The sequence below is a fragment of the Streptomyces sp. NPDC029526 genome (assembly GCF_040637405.1).
In the GTDB taxonomy this organism is placed as follows: domain Bacteria; phylum Actinomycetota; class Actinomycetes; order Streptomycetales; family Streptomycetaceae; genus Streptomyces.
This window is the reverse complement of sequence record NZ_JBEZWE010000001.1, coordinates 597,049-618,101: the sequence shown is the minus strand read 5'-3', so window position 1 is coordinate 618,101 and position 21,053 is coordinate 597,049. Positions and strand designations below refer to the sequence as shown.

General features: G+C 74.1%; 15 protein-coding genes and 1 pseudogene. 5 read left to right on the top strand and 11 right to left on the bottom strand.

The window, feature by feature from the left end; genetic code table 11:
* Positions 1-53: 53 nt before the first annotated feature.
* Positions 54-1,463, top strand: a complete 1,410-nt coding sequence (locus AB0F01_RS02730; protein ID WP_362089291.1) for an NAD(P)-binding domain-containing protein — start codon at positions 54-56, stop codon at positions 1,461-1,463.
* Positions 1,460-2,758 carry an MFS transporter gene (locus AB0F01_RS02725; RefSeq protein ID WP_362089290.1) on the top strand — a complete coding sequence of 433 codons (1,299 nt, stop codon included), beginning with the start codon at positions 1,460-1,462 and terminating at the stop codon, positions 2,756-2,758. The genes AB0F01_RS02730 and AB0F01_RS02725 overlap by 4 nt, the downstream gene beginning before the upstream one ends.
* A gap of 292 nt (positions 2,759-3,050) precedes the next feature.
* Here the strand turns inward: AB0F01_RS02725 and AB0F01_RS02720 are convergent, their stop codons facing one another.
* The 8 genes and pseudogenes from AB0F01_RS02720 to AB0F01_RS02685 all read right to left on the bottom strand — a co-directional run.
* Complete coding sequence (locus tag AB0F01_RS02720; RefSeq protein ID WP_362090204.1) at positions 3,051-4,244, bottom strand: serine hydrolase domain-containing protein; 1,194 nt, start codon at positions 4,242-4,244, stop codon at positions 3,051-3,053.
* A 294-nt stretch (positions 4,245-4,538) separates the two neighbouring features.
* Positions 4,539-6,113 (bottom strand): S8 family peptidase, encoded by a 1,575-nt coding sequence (locus AB0F01_RS02715; protein WP_362089289.1) that lies wholly within the window; start codon positions 6,111-6,113, stop codon positions 4,539-4,541.
* 462 nt (positions 6,114-6,575) lie between these two features.
* Positions 6,576-9,659 (bottom strand): hypothetical protein, encoded by a 3,084-nt coding sequence (locus AB0F01_RS02710; RefSeq protein WP_362089288.1) that lies wholly within the window; start codon positions 9,657-9,659, stop codon positions 6,576-6,578.
* Between the two features lie 2 nt (positions 9,660-9,661).
* Positions 9,662-11,548, bottom strand: coding sequence for an HSP90 family protein (locus AB0F01_RS02705; RefSeq protein WP_362089287.1), 1,887 nt, complete (start codon positions 11,546-11,548; stop codon positions 9,662-9,664).
* A gap of 272 nt (positions 11,549-11,820) precedes the next feature.
* Positions 11,821-12,801 carry a hypothetical protein gene (locus AB0F01_RS02700; protein ID WP_362089286.1) on the bottom strand — a complete coding sequence of 327 codons (981 nt, stop codon included), beginning with the start codon at positions 12,799-12,801 and terminating at the stop codon, positions 11,821-11,823.
* 122 nt (positions 12,802-12,923) lie between these two features.
* Complete coding sequence (locus AB0F01_RS02695) at positions 12,924-13,637, bottom strand: DinB family protein (RefSeq protein WP_362089285.1); 714 nt, start codon at positions 13,635-13,637, stop codon at positions 12,924-12,926.
* Between the two features lie 201 nt (positions 13,638-13,838).
* Complete coding sequence (locus AB0F01_RS02690; RefSeq protein WP_362089284.1) at positions 13,839-14,660, bottom strand: serine hydrolase domain-containing protein; 822 nt, start codon at positions 14,658-14,660, stop codon at positions 13,839-13,841.
* A 49-nt stretch (positions 14,661-14,709) separates the two neighbouring features.
* Positions 14,710-14,787, bottom strand: a pseudogene (locus AB0F01_RS02685) (GNAT family N-acetyltransferase); the annotation flags it as partial.
* Positions 14,788-14,891: 104 nt separating this feature from the next.
* Here AB0F01_RS02685 and AB0F01_RS02680 point away from each other — a divergent pair.
* On the top strand, positions 14,892-15,527 hold the full coding sequence (locus AB0F01_RS02680; protein ID WP_362089283.1) for a MerR family transcriptional regulator: 636 nt from the start codon (positions 14,892-14,894) through the stop codon (positions 15,525-15,527).
* 204 nt (positions 15,528-15,731) lie between these two features.
* Here the strand turns inward: AB0F01_RS02680 and AB0F01_RS02675 are convergent, their stop codons facing one another.
* The 3 genes from AB0F01_RS02675 to AB0F01_RS02665 form a co-directional block, all read right to left on the bottom strand.
* Entirely contained in the window at positions 15,732-16,580 is an 849-nt protein-coding gene (locus tag AB0F01_RS02675; protein ID WP_362089282.1) for a DUF4429 domain-containing protein, read from the bottom strand.
* A gap of 66 nt (positions 16,581-16,646) precedes the next feature.
* Complete coding sequence (locus AB0F01_RS02670; protein ID WP_362089281.1) at positions 16,647-17,864, bottom strand: alpha/beta hydrolase; 1,218 nt, start codon at positions 17,862-17,864, stop codon at positions 16,647-16,649.
* Positions 17,865-17,978: 114 nt separating this feature from the next.
* Positions 17,979-18,641: a TetR family transcriptional regulator gene (locus AB0F01_RS02665; protein ID WP_362089280.1), complete on the bottom strand. Its 663-nt coding sequence runs from the start codon at positions 18,639-18,641 to the stop codon at positions 17,979-17,981.
* Between the two features lie 121 nt (positions 18,642-18,762).
* On the opposite strand from AB0F01_RS02665, the gene AB0F01_RS02660 reads away from it, so the two are divergent.
* On the top strand, positions 18,763-20,379 hold the full coding sequence (locus AB0F01_RS02660; protein ID WP_362089279.1) for an MFS transporter: 1,617 nt from the start codon (positions 18,763-18,765) through the stop codon (positions 20,377-20,379).
* A 236-nt stretch (positions 20,380-20,615) separates the two neighbouring features.
* Positions 20,616-20,924, top strand: a complete 309-nt coding sequence (locus AB0F01_RS02655; RefSeq protein WP_362089278.1) for a small hydrophobic protein — start codon at positions 20,616-20,618, stop codon at positions 20,922-20,924.
* Positions 20,925-21,053 lie beyond the last annotated feature (129 nt).

The following is a 21,053-nucleotide window of genomic DNA, read 5'->3' as shown; positions in this document are numbered from 1 at the left end:
CATGCTGGGCCGCGCAAGCCATCGACGGATGTCGAAACACGCCAGGAGTCGTCGTGAATGCGCCCACCGCCACCACCGAGCCGCCCGTCGTCGTGATCGGAGCCGGACCCGTCGGCCTGGCCGCCGCCGCCCACCTCATCGACCAGGGCATCGAGCCCCTCGTCCTGGAAGCCGGGCCCACCGCCGGCGCCGCGGTGCGCGAGTGGTCCCATGTGCGCCTGTTCTCCACGTGGGGCGAAGTCGTCGACCCCGCCGCCGAGAAGCTCCTGGCCCCCACCGGCTGGGTGCGCCCCGACCCGGCCGCCTACCCCTCCGGCGGCGACTGGGCCGACCGGTACCTGAAGCCCCTCGCCGACGTCCTCGGCGAGCGCGTCCGCACCGGCGCGCGCGTCACCGGCGTCTCCCGCACCGGCCGGGACCGGATCGTCGACGCCGACCGCGCGACCCAGCCGTTCGTCGTGCACATCGCCCGCGCCGACGGGCGCGAGGAGCGCCTCCTCGCCCGGGCCGTCATCGACGCCTCCGGCACCTGGGCCACCCCCTCCCCGGCCGGCGGCAGCGGACTGCCCGCGCTCGGCGAGAAGGCCGCCGCGGACCGGATCACCTACCGCGTCCCGGACCTGACGTCCCCCGCCGTCCGTGCCCGGTACGCGGGCAGGCGCACCGCCGTGATCGGCTCCGGCGCCTCCGCCTTCACGGCCCTCGCCCACCTGGCCGACCTCGCCGAGTCCGACGACGGCGCGGGAACGAAGGGCGTGTGGATCCTGCGCCGCGGCATCTCCGGCTCCACCTTCGGCGGCGGCGAAGCCGACCAGCTCCCCGCGCGCGGCGCCCTGGGCCTGGCGGCGAAGGCCGCCGTCGACGAGGGCCACGCGGACGCGGTCACCGGCTTCCGCACCGAGGCGATCGAACGCGACCCCGACGGCCGCCTGATCCTGGTCGGCGAGGACGGCCGCCGCCTGGACCCGGTCGACGAAGTCATCGTCCTGACCGGCTTCCGCCCCGACCTGTCCTTCCTCGACGAGCTGCGCCTGGGGCTCGACGAGCGCCTCCAGGCACCCGTCGCCCTGGCTCCGCTGATCGACCCCAACCAGCACTCCTGCGGCACCGTCCCCCCGCACGGCCACCGCGAGCTCTCCCACCCCGAGCAGGGCGTCTACCTGGTCGGGATGAAGTCCTACGGCCGCGCCCCGACGTTCCTGGCGATGACCGGCTACGAGCAGGTCCGCTCCGTGGCCGCGGCGATCGCCGGCGACCTGGACGCGGCCGACCGCGTGGAACTGACCCTGCCCGAGACGGGAGTCTGCGGCGGCGCCGGCCTGTTCGACGCCCCCGACGCCGCCGAGAGCGACGGTGGTGGGTGCTGCGCACCCGCGACACGACTCGTCCAGCTCGGCGTTCCCGCCGCGGCCGGGGCGGCGGCTGCCGAGGAGGCTCCGGCGGGCGGCTGCTGCGGCTCGTGAGTGACGTGAGCGCTTCCGCGCGTGGTGCCGCGACCGGAACAGGGGACCGGTCGCGGCCCCGCGCCGTCCTGCCCGCCCTCTGCGTCACGCAGATCGTGAGCTGGGGCAGCGTCTACTACGCCTTCCCCGTCCTCAACCCCCGGATCACCGGCGCGACCGGCTGGCCGGCTCCGGCGACCACCGCGGCGTTCTCCCTCGCTCTCGTCGTCTCCGCACTCGCCGGAATCCGCGTCGGCCGCGTGCTCGACCAGCGTGGCCCCCGCGCCGTCATGACCATCGGCTCCGTACTCGGCGTCGTCAGCCTGCTGATCGTGTCCGCAGCCCCCGACCTCGCCGTGTTCACCGCTGGTTGGATGCTCGCCGGGATCGCGATGGCGGCCACCTTCTACCAGCCCGCGTTCGCTGCTCTGACCCGCTGGTGGGCCCCCGATCACGTGCGCGCGCTGACGATCGTCACCCTCGCCGGCGGACTGGCCTCCACCGTCTTCGCACCTTTGACCGCGGCCCTCGCCGACCACCTGTCCTGGCGCCACACCTACCTCGTACTGGCCGGCATACTCGCCGCCGTCACCATCCCCGCTCACGCCCTGGCCCTGGGCGCACCCTGGCCCCGAGCCACGGCCGTCGCGGCTCCGCCCCCGGGCGCAGGCGCTGCCGGGGTCGGGCACAGCAAGCCGTTCCTGCTGCTCGCCACTGCCTTCACCTTGTCGGCCTTCGTGATGTACGCCGTCGTCGTCGCCCTCGTCCCCCTGCTCCTGGAACGCGGGTACACCACCAGCCAGGCGGCCTGGGCCCTCGGCCTCGGGGGCGCCGGACAGACCCTCGGCCGTACCCTCTATTCAGCTCTTTCCCGCCGCACCACGGCAACGGCCCGCACCACCGTCCTGATCGCGCTCGGCAGCCTGACCACCGCCGCCTTCGCAGTCGTCCCCGGCCCTTATCCCCTGCTCATTGCCGTCTCGGTCGTGGCCGGAATGGTCCGCGGCAACCTCACACTGCTGCAGGCGACCGCCATCACCGACCGCTGGGGCGCCACCCACTACGGCCGACTCTCCGGGCTCCTCGCCGCACCGGCCACCACCGCCGCAGCGCTCGCGCCCTTTGCAGGCGCCGCCCTCACCACACCCCTGGGCGGTTACGGCCCGCTCTTCTTCCTCCTGGCTGCCATCTCCATGGCAGCCGCCCTCATCGCGCCGTGGACAGGCATCCCCCGCGGGCCACTGAGGGGCTCTCGCACACGGTCCGCGAAGCGGTGCTCAGTACCCGATTCTTCCCAGTCGCCAGGCCGCCCGTAGGGCAGGAGCCGGAGCGAGCGGCCGTCACCTCCCGGTGCGGTCCAGTACTGCCTCATCCAGGACCACCCGGACCGGGTGCGGGTGGAGGTCGCCCGCTGCTGTCCGGAGCTGCCGGTGAGGGGCGCCGGGGACGGGCTTGGTGAGGGTGGGCGCGGGAGGGTGATCGTCGACGCGGTGACGGACCGATGGGGGGTGAGCGTCCCGCCCGGCGGTCACGGCAAGACGGTGTGGTTCGAGTGCCGGTGACCCGGGAGGCAGGGGTCCGTTCCCGACTACGCCACCCCTGTCGCAGTCAGCCGCGCTTCCGGTCGCCGCACACCGCGCGGTCCAGCATGCGGAGCGCGGCCTCCGCCTGCTCGAGGAAGCGCTTCTCGTCACCGAAGCGCGTGGTGAAGACAGCGGCGGCGGCCGACACCCGGCCGTCGGATGTGACGGCGGTCTCGGAGGCGGTGCCGAAGGACGTGCCGCCGTGGTACCAGATCCCGCCCTCGCAGCCGCCGGCCGGGCGCCAGGCGAGGCCGAGTCCGTAGCGGGTCCTTCCGTCGGTGGTGTATCCGGGCGCCGGGACGGTGGTGCGCATCTGCTTCAGCTGCTCCGGTGGCAGCAGCCGGCCGTCCATCAGGGCGCGCAGGAAGGTGTTCATGTCGCGGGTGGTGCTGATGATGCCGCCGTCCGCGCCGCCGCCCACGGCCAGCGTGGTGTCGGTGAGGTCGTCCCGGCCGGGGAACTGCGTGTACCCCGTGGCCGTCGGCATCGGCACGTACGGCGAGGTGCCCGGTATCAGCGTGCGGCGCAGCCCCAGCGGCGCGATGATCCGGTCGTGCACCTCCTGCGCCCAGGGGTTGCCGGTGGCCTTCTCGATGACCATCCCGAGCAGCACGTAGTTGGTGTTGGAGTACGCCCACCGCGTCTCGGCGCCCGGGTCGTCCGCGTCCGGCAGCCAGCCGGGGGCGCGCTCCATCGCCAGGGCGACCTGCTCCTCGGGGGTCTGCGAGCGGAACCGCTGTGCGTGGAAGCGCTCGGGTGTCAGCTCCGCCGGGTCCTCGAAGGCGATGTCCGTGTAGTTGGCCAGGCCGCTGGTGTGCTGGAGCAGGTTGCGCAGGGTGACGCGGCTGCCGTCGTTGCCGTTGCCGGTGACCACCCCGGGCAGCCACCGCTCCACGGTGTCGTCCAGGCTCAGCGTGCCCTCGCCGACGAGCTGGAGCGCGGTCACGGCCGTGAAGGTCTTGGTGTCGCTGCCGATGCGGTAGTAGGCGTCGAAGGGCACCCGGCCCCCGTCCTTCAGGTCGGCGGTGCCGGACCGGGCCCGCGTCTCGCGCCCGGCCGCGTCACGGGCGCGCACCGTCAGCCCGGTGGCTCCCGTGTCCCGTACCGCGTCCGCGTCCCGCTGCAGCCGCGACCGCGCGTCCCGGTCGGCGCCCATGGCCTCGGCCGTGGTGCCCGGCCCGAGAAGCGATGCGGTCCCGATCGCGGCGGCCCCGGCCATGGCCAGCCCCGCACGCCACCGTCCGGACCGGCCCCACCGCGCACTCTTCGTCGTCTCCATGGCGGGAACGCTACGGAGGGCCGGCGCTGCGGCCCATCCGGCTGGCGGCCCGTTCCGGGGTGGTGCTGGCCCCCCTGCCGCGCGGCGGCCACCACCCTCCTTCTGCGTCCTGGCCAGGTGACCTGTGTCGACCGCGTGGAATGCGGCCGTGCGGCGCTCCGGCTGACCGCCGCCGGACGGACCTCCGCCCCGGCAGGGTGATCCCTGCCGGGGCGGAGGCGGTGGTGCGGGGCGTCAGAAGGTCAGGCCCCAGCTGTTGATGTAGCCGGTGTCGCCGGAGTAGCTGTCGGTGACCCGGAGCTTCCAGGTTCCGTTGGCGGTCTCCGAGGAGGCGTTCACGGTGTACGTGGTGTTGATGTTGTCCGTGGAGCCGCCGGTTCCGGCCGACTTGAGGGTGTAGACCGAGCCGTCGGGGGCGACGAGCTGGACGGTCAGGTCACCGATGTAGGTGTGGACGATGTTCACCGGCACCTTGAGGGCCGACGGGGCGTTGCCCGAGACGCCGGTGACGGTGATCGGGGACTCGACGGTGGACCGGTCGTTGATCCGGTAGTCCGTGGAGTTGGTGAAGGTCTTGCCGGGGGGCGGGGTGGTGCCGCCGCTGCCGCCGACGTGCAGGAGGCGGTTCGGGGAGCCGCTGCCCGGGTTGCCGACGGCGCCGGAGACGGAGCCGGAGATCAGCGCGGAGGACACCTGGGCCGGGGTGGCCGAGGGGTTGTCCGCCAGGTACAGCGCCGCCGCGCCCGCGACGTGCGGGGTGGCCATCGAGGTGCCGGAGATGGAGTTGGTGGCGCTGTCGCCGGTGTGCCAGGCGGAGGTGATGGAGGAGCCCGGCGCGAAGATGTCCAGGTTGGAGCCGTAGTTGGAGTAGCTCGCGCGGGCGTCGGTGCTGGTGGTGGCGCCGACGGTGATCGCCTCGGAGACGCGGGCCGGGGAACCGGTCGCCGTGGTCGACTCGTTGCCCGCGGCGACGGCGAAGGTGACACCGGCGGCGATGGCGTTGCGGACCGCGTTGTCGAGGCTGGTGCTGGCGCCGCCGCCGAGCGACATGTTGGCGACGGCCGGCAGGACCGCGTTGTCGGCGACCCAGTCGACGCCCGCGATCACGCCGGCGGTGGTGCCGGAGCCGTTGTTGTCGAGGACGCGGACGCCAACGATATTGGCCTTCTTGGCGACACCGTGGGCGCTGCCCGCCACCGTGCCGGCGACGTGGGTGCCGTGGCCGTTGCCGTCCTGGGCGACGTTGTCGCCGTCCACGGCGTCGTAGCCGTTGCGGGCGCGTCCGCCGAAGTCGCTGTGGGAGATACGCACACCGGTGTCGATGATGTACGCGGTGACGCCCTGGCCGGCCGTGTCGTCGTAGGTGTAGGAGCCGCTCAGCGGCAGCGCCGTCTGGTCGATGCGGTCCAGGCCCCAGGACGGCGGGTTGGTCTGCGTCGCCTGGATGGTGAAGGTGCGGTTCTGCTCGACCAGGGCGACCGACGGGTCGGCGGCGAGGCGGGCGGCCTCCGCCTCGGACGCCTCGACGGTGTAGCCGTTGAGGGCCTCGCGGAAGGTGTGGTCGACCTGGGCGCCGTGCTTCTTCGCGACGCCCTTGCCGCGGGCGGAGTCCGCGTCGGTGCCGGGCTTCAGCGTGACGATGTAGCTGTCCTCGACCGCGTTCGGGGCGTCCGCGTAGGCGATCGGGCCGGTCGCGGGCTCGGCGGCGTGCGCGGGCAGGGCGGTGAGCAGGCCGCCGGCCAGGGCGACCGCGGCGATGGATCCCATGCCGGCGATCGATCTGGACCGGGCGTTTCGCTTCGCTGCCATCGGGGGTTCCTCCTCGGAGGGTGGGGAGTGTGGGGGAGGTGCGTCCGCGGGGGACGCACATGGCGGGCGCCCGCCCGGATGTGTAAACGGACGCTAGTCAGGTACATGCCAAACACGGACGCTTCGTCCGTGATCACGTGTGCCTGTCGCCAGGCGAAAGATTGATCGGTCTACGCGGATTGCACAAGAGGTGGACGGCAGCGTTAACACCGGTGTCACGCAAGGGAACTGACGCAAGACGCCCATTGCTGCTGACACAAGGTCACCAAACGGTACAGGCGTGCCGGGTAAACGAGATCACTGTCACAGGGCGGACGTGGAACCGCATCCCCCCATGTCACGTCCCCTTCGCACCGGTCCGTTCCGCGTGGCCCCATCTGGGCAGCCCCGGCCCTGCCCATCACGCGGAAGGCCCGGCGGGGGGACGGGCTGCCGCCCACCGTCCCCCCGCCGGGCACCGCCTCACGCCTCGTCGCGCAGCCTCGCCGCCAGCTCGGTCAGCGCCGCCGCCTCCTCCGTGTGGCCGAGGCCCGTCAGCAGCGGGACCGCCGCGTCGAGCCGGGCCAGAGCGGGGGCGGTGCGCTCCAGGTAGAGGCCCTCCACGGCACCCGCGAGGCGCACCGTTTCCGCCCATTCCCCGGCCTGCCCGGGATCCTCACCCGGGTCCCCCAGCAGCCCGAGCGTCCGCTCCAGCGAGGCCAGCGCCTCCTCGTAGGCGCCGGCGTAGGCGTTGACCCGCCCGTGCTCGTAGGCCAGGGCGGTGTCCAGGGACCGGCCGTGCGCCTGGTAGCCGGCGGCGCGGGCCTCGTCGGCGACCCGGGCGGCGTCGGCGAGGAAGACGCGGGCCTCGGCCAGGCCGTCCGGCCCCTCCTGCTGCGCCTTCAGACGGGCGAGTTCGCGCAGGCAGTTGCTGAGGGGCTCGTAGCGGGGCACGCGGGCGTGCGCGGCCAGCGCCTGGTCCACGACCTTGCGGGCCTGCCCGAACTCGCCCGCCTCACCGAGGAGTACGGCGGTCTCGGCGGCGATCATGGCGTGGCTGCCCGGATCGTCGTCCCAGCCCGCCGACTCGGCCGCGAGGGCGACGAACTCCGCCGTGGCGGCCTTCAGGTCGTCCCCCGCCCGCAGCGCGCGGGCCCGGGTCAGGCGCAGCTGGGCGACGAGCCGGTCGTCCAGTTCCCCGGCGACCACGTCCGGCTCGACGAGCAGGGAGTCGAGCAGCGCGATGGCGTCCTCGACGCGGCCGAGGTCCAGGCTGAGCTGCGCCGCGTTGCTGTACGTGCAGAACGCGTCGAACCGGCCGCCCCGGCGCAGGTCCTGCTCCGCAGCCCGGGTCAGGTGCCGCAGCGCCTCCTCCGGGCGGCCCAGGTGCATGCAGGTCTCCGCCAGGTCGGCGTGCAGCCGGGAGGTGTCCATCGACTCGGCCGGCCACTCGGCGGCCAGCCGCAGCCCCTCGGACAGCTCCGCGTACGCGGTCTGCGGGTCCCCGAGGCCGAGGTGCAGCCGGCCGCGCAGGGCGAGCGTCCGGGGCAGGTGCCAGGCCGGGCCGTGCTCCTTCAGCCGGGCCAGGAGGCCGTCGGTCTCCGCGAGCGCGACCGGGAGCTCGCCCGTCAGGGCGTGGGTGGTCGCCCGCAGGATCAGTGCCCCGGCGATCTGGCCGGCGAGGTCGTGCCGGGTGGCGAAGGCGTGCAGCAGGTCGATCTCGGCGCGGGCCGCCACCGCGTACTCCTCGTCGCGCGCGGTCTGCAGGCGCAGGCCCAGCGCGGTCGCCCGCAGCCGCAGCAGACGCCCCTCCTGGTAGGGGGCGAGCCCGGCCGCCTCCTCGTGCAGCCCGACCAGGGCGGCGTGCGCGGCGGTGAGCGCCGCGACCTGCGCCGCCCGCGCCCCGTCGGCGTCGGGGGCGGGGGAGGGGGCCGGAGCCCCGGCGGTGTCGGACGTGCCGGCCGCCGCACCGGCAGCGGTATCAGCACCGGTACCGGTATCGGCACCGGCAGCGCTACCGGTACCGGCATCGGAGGTGCCCGGCGACGGCGGCAGCTGGGCGGCGGCCAGCAGGGCGTTCGCGCGGGCGAGGGCCGCGTGGCCCGGCAGGCCGGCGTCCTCGTACAGGCCCGCGGCCTCCTCGTACAGGGCGACCGACTCCGCGTGGGCGTCCCGCAGGCTCGCCCGGCCCGCCTCGTCGGACAGCAGGTCCGCGTGCAGCCGCACGCGCGGGCCCACCGCCGGGTCGTCGGGGTGCGCGTAGTCGCGAGCCGCGACGAGGGTGCGCAGCCGCTCCCAGCACGCCTCCGAGTCCGGATGCCCCTCCTCCTCCAACGCCCGCGCCCGCACGACGAGTTCGGCCACCGACTCCTCCGCGTCACCGGCGCCCGCACGGGCGGCCGAAGCGGTCGCCGGGGCAGCCGCGGCCGACGCCGGGGCCATGTCGTCCAGGCCGCGCGGGCGCAGGGTCAGCTCCAGGGCGTCGAGCAGCGGGGCGCGGTCCAGGCGGGCCCGGCGGCGTTCGGTGTGGGCCGGGGTCCCGTTGCGGGCGTCGAAGCGGGCGGCCAGGTCGTCGGCGCGGTCGCGTGCGTCGGCGCGCAGCGCGCTCACCGTCCAGGTGCGGCCCGCGGGCCCGGCAGCCGGCAGGTCACCGTGGCCGAGGGCCTCGACGCGCTGGAGCAGGACCTCCACCCCGGTGAGGAAGTCGAGCACGTCCCGCGGCGAGTCCACCTCGTCGAACAGGGTCCGGTTCTCCGCGAGCAGTTCCAGGCCGCGTGCCTCGTTGCCGGTCAGCGCGCAGAACTCCAGGTGCCGGCCGACCTCCCCGGCCATCGAGGGGTCGCGGCGGCAGGCACGGTACCCGGCGAGGTGCAGGGAGCGCGCCTCGTCGGCGCGGCCGGTCCGCAGCAGCGGCAGCAGCGCGTAGGAGACGGACCGGGCCGGCTCCTCCCGGCAGGACTCCTCGCCGGCCAGGACGGGCTCCCAGGCGCGCAGCGCCCGCTCGTCGTCGCCCGCCGCCAGGTGGTACAGGGCGCGTTCGCAGGTCTCGCACGCCTCGCAGTCGCTGAGCCGGGAGCGGGACCGGCCCGCCCACAGCTCGTAGGCGAGGGCGGTGTCCTCCCCGGTGTGCGCGGCGAGCTGGTACGCCTGCCCGTAGTACGGCTGGAGGTCCAGCCCGGCCTTCTCGTAGCGGTCGCGCATCTCGGTCAGCCACTGGCGCAGGCTGGCCAGCGGTATCTCGGGCAGCGCGCGCAGGGCGTTGGCGACCCACTTGAACCGCCAGAAGAGCTGGTACCGCAGCCGCTCGTCGAAGACGTCGGGCTGCTCGTCGAAGAGGGTGAGCACCCGGGCGAAGACGACGGGCGACTTCCGGGGCTCGGCGCCGTAGGTGTACGCCTCATGGAGTTCCAGCAGGGCGTCGATCAGCGGCCGGGTCACCTGGAACTGCTCGGCGGCGTCGACGAGTTCCTCGGCGGTGACGGTCCGGGTGCGGCCGTAGGGGCGTGCGTCGTTCTCCCGGAGCGCCTCGTACAGCTCGTCGGTGGTCTGGGGTGCGGTGGTCGGCATCGTCAGCTGTCCTTGCGCAGGGCGTGGGCGAGAAGGTCGAGGAAGGAACGGTTGATCAGACTGGACTCGGCGGGCCGGAGCGGACGCCGGGACAGGAGCGCCGCCTGCCCGTACAGGGCCTCGGCGCTGGTGCGGGCCAGCTCCGGCTCGTCTATCGCGACGGCGGTGCGCACCAGCGGGTTCAGCTGGTTGAGGATCAGCTGGGCCCGGGGCGCCTCCTGCTGCAGGGCGCCCAGGATGTCGCCCCACAGGCCGCCCTCCTGCTCCCGGGCCAGCCGGGACCGGGTGCGTTCGTGCCGGGCCTCGCGGCTGTCCACCAGGAGCGCCGGGGCGGAGGCGGGCTGGAAGGTGCGCAGCGCGACGTCGCAGTCGAAGACGGCGAGGGCGTCCCGGGCCTGCGCGAGGTAGGCGGCGGCGGCCAGTTCGGTCTCCCGGTCCACGGGGTCGAGGTGGGCCGTGAGGGTCGCCGGGTCGAGGTCGGCGACGTTCGTCTCCGGCCGGATCTCGGGCAGCCGGTGGACCAGTTGCCGGTCGTAGGTGTAACCGCCGTTGACGACACCGAGACCGGCGGCCGAGGCGATGGAGGCGACCTGCCGGAACTCCTCCACGCTGGACGTCACCAGCACGGTGGCGTGGGTGCGCGCGAACTCGTCGAGGGTGCAGTGCCCGTCGGTCGTCTCGAACGGCAGCCAGGGCAGCAGCATCCGCAGGATCTCGTCGTCGTGCACGGCGAGCGACTTCACGGCCAGGTGGTGCGCCTGGAGGAAGCGGCCGAGCAGCTCCGGGTCGCTGGCGGCGGCCCGGGCGATCCACGCGCGCAACCGGTCGGCGAGGGCGTCACGGACCGCGGCGAGCGTGTCGTCCTCGTACAGCGCCTCCCGGGACGCGGTCGGGCGCAGACTCTCGGCGTCCACGACGCAGCGGACGAAGAACGCCCACTCCGGCAGGATCTCCTCGGCCTGCTCGGACAGCAGCATGCCCTTGAGGTGCACCCGGTGGCCGTGGCGCCGCCCGGCGGGCACCGCCTCGGGCAGGACGCACGCGACGCCCTTCAGGCCCACGGCCGGCAGGTCCAGTTCGATGGTGTCCAGCGGCGTGAACCCGAACACCTCCTCGCCGTACGCGGCCAGCGCGCGGGCCCGGGCCCCCGGCGTCGGGTACGACCGGGCCCAGGGTGCCGCCTCGGGGTTGACCGGGGTGCCGGTGCCGCCGTCCGGGCCGTCGTGGAAGGTCACCGGGTGGCGCAGCAGCGAGCCGAAGTGCCGGGCCAGGGTGAGTACGTGGGCCGGGCGCGTCCACTCGGCCGCGTCGGCGCGCGGCGTCAGCGTGACGGTGGTCCCGGGCCGGGGACGGGCGGAGGCCGGGAGGGCGCGCACGCTGTAGCTGCCGTCGCCGCGTCCCCGCCACTCCACGGCGGGCGCGTCGGGCGTGCGGGCGGAGCGGCTCAGCACGTGGATCTCGTCGGCGACCAGGAAGCAGGAGAGCAGACCGATGCCGAACTGGCCGATGAAGTCGGCCCGTTGGTCGATGATCCGCCCCACGCTTCCGGCTGCCCCGTCCGGGGAGGCCCCCGCGGCCCGCTTGCTGCTGCGGCCGATGGTGGCGAGGAAGGCGTGCACGTCGGCCTCGGTGAGTCCGACGCCGTCGTCCTCGACGCGCACCACCTTGCCGTCGGCGGACAGGCGGATGCCGAACGCGTCGGCGGGGGCGTCGGGTTCGAGGCCGTGCCGGGCGGTGAGGGCGTCCACCGCGTTCTGCAGCAGTTCCCGCAGGTAGACGCGTGGGCTGGAGTAGAGGTGGTGGGAGAGCAGGTCGACGAGTCCGCGCAGGTCCACCTGGAAGGTGCGGTCGGCGCCGGCCGGGTGCGGGGTGGTGTCGGGCAGAGTCATGGGGCAGTCCGTGGTGAGGGGGCGGGCGGGGTGAGGAGAGGAGGGAGAGGATCCGGCGGTGCGGGTGTGCCACGGGTGCGCGGCGGGAGTGCCTGGTCGTGCGGCCGGGTGGCAGGGCGGGCGGCGCCGGGGGAGCGGCCCGGCACGGGCGGCGGGCCGCCGCCCGTCGGTCCGCGCGGGCGGGACCGGGGCGGCGCGCGGGCACGGTCCGGGGCGCCGGCGGGGGCGCCTTCCCGGGCGCGGCCCGCCGCCACCGGTCAGGTGACGTGACCTCAGGCGTGGCGCCGGTAGTGGGCGTACAGCTTCTCCGGCCGTGCCGTGAACGTCCACGGCCACGTCGTGTACGCGCCGTCCAGCTCGTGGAAGACGCGACGGCACACGGTGCTCTCGGCGGACAGGGCCAGCGCCATGGCGAAGATGTTGAAGTCGCCGTGCCAGCCCGGGAGTCGCTCGTAGTCGGGGTGCAGGATGCTGCGCCGGGCGGCTTCCGCCAGCTCGGCCTGGATCTCCGGCCGGTCCAGGCAGTCCCCGTCGTCCGACTCGACCCACTCCTCGATGTGGGCCATGGCGACCAGGCAGCCCAGACGGTGGCCCTGGGGCGCGCGGGCGGACGCCTCGCGGGCGAACGCCAGCGCCGCGCCCGGCTCACCGCCCCAGCGGGGCTGCAGGTGCGACAGCCACTCGGTGTGCAGCTCCAGGCCCAGCGGCTCACGGCGCAGACCGGCCTCGAACCGCGTCTCGTTGACCGTGTCGCCGAGCGACATGCCGCGCCCCGAGGTCAGCAGCCGGCGCCACGGCGTGACCCACTCCGGCCGCAGCTCCGCGGCCTCGAACAACTGCTGCTCGGCGAGGTGCAGCCGCTCGTGGAAGACCTGCCACTGCTCCCGCGACACGTCCACGGCCCGCGCGCTGGTCCGCGCCTCCCAGCCCCAGATGATGTGGCGTGCCCCGGAGACGAGCAGTGCCTCGGCGCGGTGCTCCTTGTCCTCCTCGACGGCCCGGCCGATCCACTCCTGCACGCCGTCCACATCGGCCAGTTCCCCCAGGACCTGGTGGTCGCGGCCCAGGTCGAACGGGGCGAGCGCCGCCTTCACGGCCTCCCAGTCGCCGGCCCGGGCCGCCTCCAGCAGCGCCAGCACCCGGGTGTCCCCGAGGGCCTCGACGGTGTACATCCCGTTCTTCCGCCGGGGGACGGGGAGGGCGTACGGATCCGCCGGTCTCTCCTCGCCCCTGCCGAACAACCTGCCGAACATGCCGCGCCCTCCCCTTGGTCCGCGTGCGTCCGCGTGACGCCCCCGCGTGATCTTGCGGTGCAGCATAAGGCGCACCACCGACACCGCTTCCACAGGGTTTTCACCGCTGCTCCACGCCACGGTCAGCGCACCGGCCGGGCCGCCCACAGGTCGCGCAGCAGCGCGATCTCCGCCATGTGGTGGATCAACTCCAGGTTGGCGCCCGCCAGGACGGAGACGAACGGGTCGTGCGGGTCGGACCCGTAGGGGTACTGAGAGAAGCCGACGGTGTCGAGCTGTTCCTCCGTCACCTGAGCCACGCTCGCGCGCCAGCGGTCCAGCTGGGACCGGAACGCCTCCAGCGCCGGGCCGGCGGCGGGACCGAAGTCGACGATCAGCCGGGGATCGCGGCGGCGCTCGCCGAAGGTCCACTCCCAGACGCCCGCGAAGCAGAAGTGCAGATGGCCGAGGCGCCACGCGATGGTCGTCACCGGGTTCACGTCGGGCTCCGGCTCGCCCCGGTGGGCGAGCACCTCCTCGACCCGCCCGGTGCTCACACTCCAGTCCCCGGCGATCTCGGCGACCGTCATCCCGGCGGCCCGCTGCCGGGCGATCTCGGCGTACTCGCTCGCCGGGATGTCCGGGGCGCCCTGGTCGAGCACCCACTCACCCGGCCCGAACGCCCTCGGTGTGACCGCCTCGCCCCGGCGCCGCACCGACCAGCAGCCGGGCACCGGCTCCCACCGGTACTCCTCGTCGCCGAGGCCCTTCAGCCGGACCTGCGCCATCTCCCTGGCCTGGTCGAACTGCGCCAGCAGCAGCTCCAGCCGGCCCGTCCGCGTGCCCCCGGCCCCCATGGCGGCCCCCTTCGCGTCGCGTGGAGCCGGAACGTAGCGCCCGTGGCGGGCCACCCGCGACCGAATGACCCGTGCCGTCCGCGGAACCGGGCCGCGTTGGGCGTGTGGTGCGGGGGTGGGGTCGGGCCGCGTCGGGCGTGCGGTGCGGGGGTGGGGTCGGGCCGCGTCAGCCGTGCGGTGCGGCGGTCGGGCCGGGCCGCGTCAGCCGCGCGCCTCCGCCAGGACGGCGTCGGTGAACGGCGGCCACGCCTCGACCGCCCAGGGGCCGAACGCGCGGTCGGCCAGGGCCGCGCAGGCCAGGCCCGCGTCCGGGTCGATCCACAGGAAGGTGCCGGACTGCCCGAAATGGCCGAAGGTCCGGGGGGAGGACGCCGACCCCGTCCAGTGCGGGGACTTGCCGTCGCGGATCTCGAAGCCGAGGCCCCAGTCGTTGGGGTTCTGGTGGCCGTAACCCGGCAGCACGCCCTTGGTGCCCGGGTACTGCACCGTCATCGCCGCGGCCACGGTGCGCGGGTCCAGCAGGCGCGGCGCCTGCACCTCGGCGGCGAAGCGCAGCAGGTCGTCCACGGTGGACACGCCGTCCTTCGCGGGCGAGCCCTCCAGCGAGGTGCCCGTCATGCCCAGCGGCTCCAGCACCGCCTGCCGCAGGTACTCGGCGAACGGGATGTCGGTCGCCTTCTCGACGTGGTCCCCGAGCTGCTCGAACCCGGCGTTGGAGTACAGCCGCCGCTCCCCGGGCGCGGAGGTCACCCGGTGCTCGTCGAAGGCCAGGCCCGAGGTGTGGGCCAGCAGGTGGCGGACCGTGGAGCCGTCCGGCCCGGCCGGCTCGTCCAGCTCGATCGCGCCCTCCTCGTACGCCACGAGCACCGCGTACGCCGCGAGCGGCTTGGTCACCGAGGCCAGCGGGAAGCGGTGGCCGGCGGGCCCGTGCGTGCCCAGCACGGTGCCGTCCGCGCGGACGACGCCCGCGGCGGCGGTGGGTGCCGGCCAGTTCTCGATCAGCGTGAGGCTCTTCAGCGACATGCCATCGAGCCTAAGCGCTCGGAGCACCGGTTCCAGCAAGGGGTCGGACCATCGAGTCGATCATCACCTGGCGCAGACGCAGCACGTCCGGCGCGTCCTCGGGTACGGCACGGCGTACGACAGTCATACCGGGCACCGTAACGGCCGGACGGCGCGCCGCCCACGTGTGTCCGCCGGTCTCCCGCCCGGCGCGCTTGCCCGGAGCGCACCCCGACGTTCTAGCGTGGAGGCATGACGGTGACGGAAACCACGGGCACCAGGGCCGAGGCGGGTACCAGGACGGACGCGGCTACGACGACCGACACGGGCACCACGACCGAGGCGTGCACCACGACCGAGGCGGGGACGACGACCGGCACGCGGACGACGACCGAAGCGGGCGCCAAGAGTGAGGCGAGCACGACGACCGACGCGGGCACCCCGCCCGACCACTGCGCCGGGCCGCCCCGGGACGACCGGCGGCCGGACGGCGCGGACCACTACACGATCAGCGAGGTCGCCGCCCTGACCGGGCTCAGCGCGCACACCCTGCGCTGGTACGAGCGGATCGGGCTGATGCCGCACGTCGACCGCTCGCAGACCGGCCGGCGCCGCTACAGCAACCGGGACCTCGACTGGCTCGGCCTGGTCGGCAAGCTGCGGCTGACCGGGATGCCGGTGGCCGACATGGTGCGCTACGCGGAACTGGTGCGCGCCGGCGACCACACCCACCCCGAACGCCTGGAACTCCTGACGGCGACCCGCGAGAACGTGCGCACTCGGATCGCCGAGCTGCGGGGCACGCTGGCCCTGCTCGACCGGAAGATCGACTTCTACACGGACGCCGGGGGCGCCCAGGCGCCGGCGACGACGCAGGGCGACGGCTGAGGGCCGACGGCACCACCCCGACGGGCGGCCGTCCACGCCCGAGGCGGGGGCACACGGGCGGCCGTCCCCCCGAGGCAGGAGCACAAGCCTCGGCCGCCCACCCATGGCGGGAGCGGACGGGCGGCAGGAGATCGACGCCTGGCCGGAAGGCGACGCCTGGCCGGAAGGCGATGCCCGGCCAGGCGTCGCCCTCCGGCCGTCCCGCTACAGCTGCGCCAGCAACTCCGCCTTCTTGGACGAGAACTCCTCGTCCGTCACCAGCCCCGCCTGGTGCAGTTCCCCGAGGTGACGGATCCGCTCGGCGATGTCCGCCGGGTCGCGGCGGCGCGGGACCGCGGCCACCGCGGGCACCGGCTCGCTGGTGCGGGCCGCCGCCAGGACCGCCGCCGCGAACGGCAGCGACTCGTGCACCGGCCCGTACCCGAGGCCGAACAGGACGGCCGCGGGGTCCTGGTCGGCCTGCGCCGGCGCTTCCCGGCCGTCCCGCGGCAGCAGCCGCAGGTAGCCCTCGAAGGCCTCCGGCGAGCGCCACTCCACGCCCGCCAACTCGCCCACCGGGAAGCGCTGGTCACCGGCCTTCCACTTGGCGGTGGAGGCGCCCGTCCAGAACCAGCGGAAGGAGACCGCGGTGCCGTCGAAGGTCGCCCGGCCGTCGTAGGCCTTGAACCGGAGCGGGGCCGGCGGTGCCTCGACCAGATGGTGGTCGGCCGGGCCCGACTCGGTGATCCGGTCGCGCAGTTCGTCCGCGTAGTACTCGGCGAGCGTCTCCCGTTCCGCGGGCAGGACCAGCCGGTAGGGGTCGCTGTGCTCCTTCAACTGCCCGGCGGCCGCCTCCATCAGCGGGTCCGCGCCGGGTCGCGGCTGGATGCGCAGCACCACCGTGCCGCGCCGGCCGGCCGTCAGCGTGACCCCGGCGATCGCCTCGAACGGAACGCGCCGCGAGCCGAGTGCCTGAAACAACTTCGGTGTGCGAAGGCCCCTTTCGTAGCGGATGAGCACGGAGTCGGACTCCAACTCCCAGGCGGCATGAAATCCGGCCAGTACGTCACCCATGCGGCTCATCGTATGCGGCACGAGCATCTTCGTCCCCTCCCCTCGTCCAGGGCAGTTTCTCCGCTTCTACGCGCGTCCGGAAGTGTCCGTACCGGACAAACCCCTCCGACACGTGTCGTCTTCGTGTGCGCAGTCCACCGCGCGGTATGCGCCAACGCCGATCTCGGCGAAATTGCGCAGACTGTCCGTGCCCGGTACGAAGTACCCGCTGTGCCCCTTCGCCCGGTGCGCGGACAGCACGCGCGCGCCGAACCCGGTGGACACCGGATCGGCGCCGTGGCCCAGCCCGCCGACCTCCAGGTACGGCACGTCCTGCACCCAGTCGTCGGCGTCCCGCATCGCCCACACCCGCGCCGAGGTGCGCAGGTCGTCGGCCCGGTCCGCCCGCATGCCGGGGCTGCCGGCCACCGCGATGTCGGCCACCCGGCGGGGGAGCGCGTCCGCGGCCAGTCCGCACACCACCGAGCCGTAGCTGTGGCAGAACAGCGAGACGGGGGCCGTGCCGGGCAGTCCCCGCAGCAGTGCGTTCAGCCGCAGCGCGCCGCTCTCCGCGCGCATCGCCGTGGCGGCGTCCATGCCGAGGCCGCGCGGGGCGGTGTAGTCGGCCCAGGCGATCACGGCGGTGCGGGTGGCCGGGGCGGCTTCACGCTCGGCCGCGTACAGGGCCCGCGCCATGCCGACGGGCGCCGTGTGGGCGCGGCGGGTGCGCTGGAAGGTGAGCAGGTCGGTGTCGACGCCCGGGACGACGACGGAGATCCGGTCGGCGCGGCGCAGGCTGCCGAAGACCTCGGCCACCCGGCCGGAACCGGCGGGGTCGAAGGCGAGGATGTGCCGTCCGGGACGCAGCAGCGCGTCGATGCGGTCCAGCCGCCGGGCCGCGTGCCGCTGCCCGGCCGCGGTGAGGTCGCGGTCGTGCACGCGCTCCCGTTCGACCTGGCGCGCCTGCCGCAGGGCGATCCGGTTGGCGCGGTACCGCAGTTCGACGGGTGCCCCGTTCATGTTGCCGACCGCGAGCGGGTAGCGGTGGGCGAGCAGCGTGCGCTGGGCGTCGTCGAGGCCGGCGAAGAAGCGGGCCAGCCGGGTCGGCTCCGACCGCGGGTCCGGCAGCCGCTGTCCGGCGACGCTGCCGTGGGTCCACGCGTCGAGCGAGGCCTGGAGCGGGGTGGCCTCCCGCTGGCTGCGTATGGCCGTCCAGCCGGTGGTCGCCAGCATGACGAAGACGACGGCGAGCGCGAGCAGCACCCGCCAGGCGTTCAGCTGCGGGGAGGTGTCGAAGGAAGTCACTGGAAGGACACACTAGGAGAACGAGACGGTCTCGCGTCGGCCAAGTGACCGGTATCACGTTTCGGCGTGCCGGTATGGGGATGGGGTGCGGACGGTACGGGGATCGGGTGCCGATCACTCCGTGCGCCAGGGCCCCGCGAGGTCCGGTCCCAGCCGTTCCAGGTACCGGGCGGTGAGGTCCCGCAGGGCGGCGGCGGTCGGCTCGTCCCCGGCGGACCACAGCCTTTCGGCGACCCGGACACCGCCCGCCACGGCGGCGACCAGCAGCCGCGGCCGGGGGTCGTCGTCCACGTCGAGTCCTTCGCGCTCGGCGACGGTGCGGGCCAGTTCCTCCTCCAGTTCGGCGGACCGCCGCAGATGGGCGGCGAGCAGCGCGGGGGTGGACTCGATGACCCGGTAGACCCGCATGTGCAGCTCCACGGGGACGATCTGCTCCACGGCCTCGGTGATGCCGTCCCAGCTGCCCAGCACGGCCCGGCGCAGCGCCTCCAGCGGCGGCTCGTCCGGCGGGCGGGCGCGGAGCGCCTCGACGATCCGCGCCTCCGCGAGCCGCTGGACGTGGAACGCGACGTCCTCCTTGCCGGCGAAGTAGCGGAAGAAGGTGCGCTGGGAGACGCCGACGGCGTCGGCGATGTCGTCGACGGTGGTGCCCTCGAACCCCCGGGAGGCGAACAACTCCAGGGAGGCCCGGACCAGCGCGTCGCGGGTGCGCCGTTTCTTCAGCTCCCGCAGGCCCGGCCGCGGCGCCCCGGTGACGACGCCGCCGACCGGTTCCACGACTCCCCCTCGACGCCTTCCGAACGCTTCCCGCAGCTCAGGCTATACGCGGCTGACGCCTCGGCGACCGCATGGCGAAATGGTGTGGCACCTGTCAGTGGCTGACATTAGTTTTCGTCCTATGACTGGTCGGATCACCATGGACAAGAGCACGGGGGACGGCGGCCCGGCCGCACCCCGGGCGGCGGAGCGCGGCACCGGACTGCGGGGCCACCCCTGGCTCACCCTGGTGACCGTGGCCGTCGGCGTGATGATGGTCGCCCTGGACGGCACCATCGTGGCGATCGCCAACCCGGCCATCGCCAAGGACCTCGGTGCCACCTGGTCCAACCTGCAGTGGATCACCAACGCCTACTTCCTCGCCCTCGCGGTCTCGCTGATCACCGCGGGCAAGCTGGGCGACCGCTTCGGCCACCGGCAGACCTTCCTCATCGGCGTGGCCGGCTTCGCCGCCGCCTCGGCCGCCATCGGCCTGTCCCAGGGCATCACCATGGTGATCGTCTTCCGGGTGTTCCAGGGCCTGTTCGGCGCGCTGCTGATGCCGGCCGCGCTCGGGCTGCTGCGGGCCACCTTCCCCGCCGAGCGGCTCAACATGGCCATCGGCATCTGGGGCATGGTCATCGGCGCCTCCACCGCGGGCGGTCCGATCCTCGGCGGCGTCCTCGTGGAGCACGTCAACTGGGAGTCGGTGTTCTTCATCAACGTGCCGGTCGGCGTCCTCGCCGTCGCCCTCGGCGCGTGGATCCTGCTCGACCACCGTGCGGAGAACGCCCCGCGCTCCTTCGACATCCCCGGCATCGTCCTGCTGTCCGCGGCGATGTTCTGCCTCGTCTGGGCCCTGATCAAGGCCCCCGAGTGGGGCTGGGGCGGCCTGTGGACATGGCTGTTCATCGGCGCCGCGATCGCCCTCTTCATCGGCTTCGCAGGCTGGGAGACGCAGGTCCGCGAACCCCTGATCCCGCCGGCCCTCTTCCGGTCGGTCCCGCTGTCCGCGGGTGTGGTGCTGATGGTCCTGATGGCCATCGCCTTCATGGGCGGCCTGTTCTTCGTCACGTTCTACCTGCAGAACGTGCACGGCATGAGCCCGATCGACGCCGGCCTGCACCTGCTGCCGCTCACCGGCATGATGATCGTCGGCTCGCCGCTCGCCGGCGTGCTGATCACCAAGGCCGGCCCGCGCGTCCCGCTGGCCGGCGGCATGGCGCTCACCGCGCTCGCCATGTACGGCATGTCGACGCTGGAGACGGACACCGGCAGCGGCGTGATGTCGCTCTGGTTCGCGGTGCTGGGGCTCGGCCTGGCCCCCGTCATGGTCGGCGCCACCGAAGTCATCGTGGGCAACGCCCCGATGGAGCTGTCCGGGGTGGCCGGCGGCCTCCAGCAGTCCGCGATGCAGATCGGCGGCAGCCTCGGCACGGCGGTGCTGGGCGCGGTCATGGCGTCCAAGGTCGACAACGACCTGCCGGGCAACTGGCAGGAGGCCGGGCTCCCGCCGCTCGGTCCCGAACAGGCCGAAGCGACCGCGGAGGCCGTCCAGTTCGGCATCGCGCCGGTCAGCCCGGACCTGCCGCCCGAGGTGGCCGGGACGATCACCGAGGTCGCGCACGACACCTTCATGTCCGGCATGCACCTCGCCTCCCTCACGGCCGCCGCGGTCGCCGCGGTGGCGATCGCGGTCGCGTTCCTCACCAAGCGCGGCGCGAACGCGGAGGCGGGTGCGGGCGTCGGCCACATCTGACGGTTCGTGGGGCCGGGATCGCTCGTCAGGGTGAACCGAGGCGGTGATCCCTCCCGCTCGGGAGCACCGCAGGTCACAGTGGGTCAAGTCCTCCGCAGGAATTGGAGGGCGCCCGGCTGCTGCGCGCTGCTGGAGGGGGGCAGCGCGCAGGCAGCGGGACACCGGCCGTGCGCGCCACGGGAATTCACCGGGGAAGCGGGGGTACCCGCCATGTCGACGAACCCTTCAGGGAGTTGATGATGGCGAGCTTCGGACACGGAACGCGCAGGCACCCCCGCACACGTGGCCGGATGGGGTCACAGTCCGGGCCGGATCGCGCGACGCTCGGGATCATCGGACTCGTCTGCGCGGTCGCCGGCTTCTTCGTGCTGGGGATCATCCTCGGCCCGGTGGCGATCGTCTGCGGATGGCTGGCCATGGGCCGCAGCTGGGCGGGCCCCCGCCCGGTACCGGCCCTGGTCGCCGTGGTCCTGGGTGCCATCGACACGCTCCTCGCCGTGATCGCGCTGGCGGGGGCGACGACGATGGGGTACGGCATGTTCTGACCCTTCGTCGGCACGAGCGGAAGTGAGCAACGGGCCCCGGCATCAGACTCTCGCCGGGGCCCGTTGCTGTGCGCACGGCACGGCCACGGCACGCGCACCCGCACCGAAACCCTCAGGCAACGCACGCGC

Coding starts and splice junctions, on each gene's coding strand:
- AB0F01_RS02660 (WP_362089279.1), top strand. CDS start 18,763: ATGACTGGTCGGATCACCATGGACAAGAGCACGGGGGACGGCGGCCCG.
- AB0F01_RS02705 (WP_362089287.1), bottom strand. CDS start 11,548: ATGACTCTGCCCGACACCACCCCGCACCCGGCCGGCGCCGACCGCACC.
- AB0F01_RS02700 (WP_362089286.1), bottom strand. CDS start 12,801: ATGTTCGGCAGGTTGTTCGGCAGGGGCGAGGAGAGACCGGCGGATCCG.
- AB0F01_RS02695 (WP_362089285.1), bottom strand. CDS start 13,637: ATGGGGGCCGGGGGCACGCGGACGGGCCGGCTGGAGCTGCTGCTGGCG.
- AB0F01_RS02710 (WP_362089288.1), bottom strand. CDS start 9,659: ATGCCGACCACCGCACCCCAGACCACCGACGAGCTGTACGAGGCGCTC.
- AB0F01_RS02720 (WP_362090204.1), bottom strand. CDS start 4,244: ATGGCCGGGGCCGCCGCGATCGGGACCGCATCGCTTCTCGGGCCGGGC.
- AB0F01_RS02680 (WP_362089283.1), top strand. CDS start 14,892: ATGACGGTGACGGAAACCACGGGCACCAGGGCCGAGGCGGGTACCAGG.
- AB0F01_RS02690 (WP_362089284.1), bottom strand. CDS start 14,660: ATGTCGCTGAAGAGCCTCACGCTGATCGAGAACTGGCCGGCACCCACC.
- AB0F01_RS02655 (WP_362089278.1), top strand. CDS start 20,616: ATGATGGCGAGCTTCGGACACGGAACGCGCAGGCACCCCCGCACACGT.
- AB0F01_RS02715 (WP_362089289.1), bottom strand. CDS start 6,113: ATGGCAGCGAAGCGAAACGCCCGGTCCAGATCGATCGCCGGCATGGGA.
- AB0F01_RS02675 (WP_362089282.1), bottom strand. CDS start 16,580: ATGGGTGACGTACTGGCCGGATTTCATGCCGCCTGGGAGTTGGAGTCC.